This window comes from Streptomyces boluensis, assembly GCF_009908195.1.
In the GTDB taxonomy this organism is placed as follows: domain Bacteria; phylum Actinomycetota; class Actinomycetes; order Streptomycetales; family Streptomycetaceae; genus Streptomyces; species Streptomyces boluensis.
Map to the genome: position 1 here is coordinate 1 of NZ_JAAAHS010000603.1, position 2813 is coordinate 2813.

Annotated in this window: 3 protein-coding genes and 1 pseudogene; 2 read left to right on the top strand and 2 right to left on the bottom strand. The window is 72.0% G+C overall.

Annotated features, from left to right (window positions below; all coding sequences use genetic code 11):
* Positions 1–36: 36 nt before the first annotated feature.
* Together GUY60_RS36460 and GUY60_RS36465 are read right to left on the bottom strand one after the other, a co-directional pair.
* Entirely contained in the window at positions 37–612 is a 576-nt protein-coding gene (locus GUY60_RS36460; RefSeq protein ID WP_161705791.1) for a TerD family protein, read from the bottom strand.
* A 167-nt stretch (positions 613–779) separates the two neighbouring features.
* Positions 780–1775 (bottom strand): LysR family transcriptional regulator, encoded by a 996-nt coding sequence (locus tag GUY60_RS36465; RefSeq protein ID WP_161705792.1) that lies wholly within the window; start codon positions 1773–1775, stop codon positions 780–782.
* 83 nt (positions 1776–1858) lie between these two features.
* On the opposite strand from GUY60_RS36465, the gene GUY60_RS36470 reads away from it, so the two are divergent.
* Together GUY60_RS36470 and GUY60_RS36475 are read left to right on the top strand one after the other, a co-directional pair.
* Complete coding sequence (locus tag GUY60_RS36470; RefSeq protein ID WP_161705793.1) at positions 1859–2620, top strand: sulfite exporter TauE/SafE family protein; 762 nt, start codon at positions 1859–1861, stop codon at positions 2618–2620.
* Positions 2613–2813 (top strand): annotated as a pseudogene (locus GUY60_RS36475) (hypothetical protein); the annotation flags it as partial. The gene GUY60_RS36470 and the pseudogene GUY60_RS36475, both read left to right, overlap by 8 nt.

Consider the following 2813-nt stretch of genomic DNA (forward strand, 5'->3'; position numbering starts at 1 on the left):
GTGCTGGGGTGTCAGGGTGTTGGGGCCGAGTGTCGGTCAGACGTTGACGCCGAAGTCCTGGGCGATGCCCGCCAGTCCGGAGGCGTAACCCTGGCCCACGGCACGGAACTTCCACTCCGCGCCGTGCCGGTACAGCTCGCCGAAGACCATGGCGGTCTCGGTGGAGGCGTCCTCGCTCAGGTCGTAGCGGGCGATCTCCTGGTGGTCGGCCTGGTTCACGACGCGGATGAACGCGTTGCGGATCTGCCCGAAGCTCTGGCCGCGGTTCTCCGCGTCGTGGATGGAGACCGGGAACGTGATCTTGGTGACGTCGGCCGGTACGGCGGCGAGGTCCACCTTGACGACCTCGTCGTCGCCCTCGCCCTCACCGGTCAGGTTGTCGCCGGTGTGCTCGACCGAACCGTCCGGGCTCTGCAGGTTGTTGTAGAAGACGAAGTGCTGGTCGGAGGCGACCTTCCCGGAGTCGCCGCACAGCAGCGCGGACGCGTCCAGATCGAAGTCGCTGCCGGTGGTGGTGCGTACGTCCCAGCCGAGGCCGACCAGGACGGCGGTCAGGCCGGGGGCCTCCTTGCTGAGCGATACGTTGCCGCCCTTGGCGAGCGAAACTCCCACGTTCTCCTCCTGGATGGTGCGCGTTCCTCGACGAGGAGTGTTCCTCGGTCAGGCATGGATCAGGCGTCGGAACGGAGTCCGGCCCCTGAACTCAAAATCTACAGCAATGTAGAAGTTTGGGTGAGGGGTGGGGGAGCGACGGGGCTGTGGCGCCTGCCGTACGCGCCTCAAGTGCCTTGCTGCGCAGGCGAGTTGGATGGTACGGGCGAGTCGGGCCGTACGCGTGAGTAAGGCCGTACGCGTGAGTCGGGCCGTACGCGTGAGTCCGGCTCCGCGCCCGCCGCCCGGCGCAGATGGTCCGCAAGTGCCTCGACCGCCTCCGGGCGGTGGTCCGTGCCCTTGACGCCCCACGCGAGCAGATGGGCACGCCGGGCCCACGGCTCCCGCAGTTCGCACACGTCGAGCCCCCGGTCCGGGTCGACCGCGCGGCGCGGCACCACCGCGAGCCCCACGCCCGCGGCGGCCAACTCGACCAGCGCGCCCAGGCCGACGACGCTGGTGCGGTGGCGTACCGCCGGGGCGTGCGGGCCGAGGTGCTTCTCGATCCAGCGGTGCAGCGACGAGTTCGCGTCGAGCCCGACCAGCGGATGCTCCGCGACCTCGCTGTACGTCACCGACGTACGGCCCGCCAGGACCCCGTCGGCCTGGCCGATCACCACCAACGAGTCGTCGCCGAGCGGTTCGAGGCGCAGCCCGCAGTCCCGCGCCTCGTCGTCGACCACCACGCCGAGGTCCGCCTCCCCATCGGCGAGCAGCCGCACGGTCCTCGGGGTCCGGCACTCGCGGAGCGTCACATCGACGTCCGGGTGCGCGAGCAGGAACGACGCGAGGGCCCGCGGTACCAGGCGGTGCATCGCTGAACCCCCGCACAGCAGCGTCAGCGGAGCGGTCGGCGCCCTGCTGTAGCTCGCCACGGCGCTCTCCAGCCGGGCCGTCTGTGCGAGCACTTCGCGGGCGTGCCGGGCCAGCGTCGCCCCGGCCGGGGTGGGGCGGACGCCGCGGCGGCCCCGTACGAGCAGGTCGACGCCCGCGTGGTGTTCGAGGGAGCGCACCCGGGCGCTCGCCGAGGGCAGGCTCAGATGCATCCGGCGCGCACCCGCGGTGATCGAGCCCTCCGTCACCACATGCAGAAAGAGCCGCAGATCGTCCAGGTCGTAACGCACCCCAGGAGCCTACGGCTCAGCCTAAGGCTGCGTACAGCGATGACGCATTGTGCGGCCGCCGGGCGCCGCGCGATGCTCGGTCGATGCCCGAGATCCTGCTCGTCCTGCTCGCCGGTGTCGCCGCCGGGGCGCTGAACTCCGTCGGGGGCGGCGGCACCTTCGTGGCGCTGCCCGCCCTGGTCGCGGTCGGCCTGGCCCCGGTGACCGCGAACGCGGCGTCGACCATCGCCCTCGTGCCCGGAGCCGTCGTCAGCGCCTGGGTCTACCGGCGCGAACTCGCCCCGGTGGGACCGGCGTCGACCAAGTCCCTGACCGTGATCAGCGTGCTGGGTGGCGGGCTCGGCGCCGTCCTCGTACTCGCTCTGCCCTCGGCGTCCTTCGAGGCGGCGGTGCCCTGGCTGCTTGCCTTCGCGACCCTGGTCCTGGCCTTCGGACGGCACCTGGCGAAGGCGCTGGGCGAGGCGCTCGGACGGCCGCTCGGGATGAGTGGGCGGGCCGTCCTGATCGGTCAGTTCGTCCTTGCGGTGTACGGCGGATACTTCGGCGGAGCCGTAGGCATCATGATGCTGGCGTTCTGGGGCATCGGCCTGGGGATCGACGCCGCGGCCGGCAACCCGATGCGGGTCGCCCAGCTCGCCGCGATCTACCTCAGCGCCGCCGTCCTCTTCCTGCTCGCCTCGGACGCCCTGCGCACCCCAATGATCCTCGGCGCGATGCTGCTCGGCGCGGTGACGGGCGGCTTCGCGGGCGCCTATGTCGCGCGCCGCCTGCCCGCGTCGCTGCTGCGCGCCGTCATCCTCGCCACGGCCGTGACGATGACCGTCCTCTACTTCGTCCGTGGGTGAGCCGGTGCCGAGCACGGACGGTGGTCCAGGCGGCGGAGAGGGCGTACCGGACGTACCGGATGCCGTGCGCGCCCGTCTCGCCGTGGCACAGGCGGCTTGCGAAGTGGCCGAACTCGCCCGCGCCGCCGTCCCCGTGGACCCCCGCACCCCGCACCCCGACGGTACGACGCTGGCGGAGGCGTCGGCGGTGCTC

Bases quoted from the DNA above. Each gene is read 5' to 3' on its own strand.
- GUY60_RS36470 (WP_161705793.1), top strand. From the start codon at position 1,859: ATGCCCGAGATCCTGCTCGTCCTGCTCGCCGGTGTCGCCGCCGGGGCG.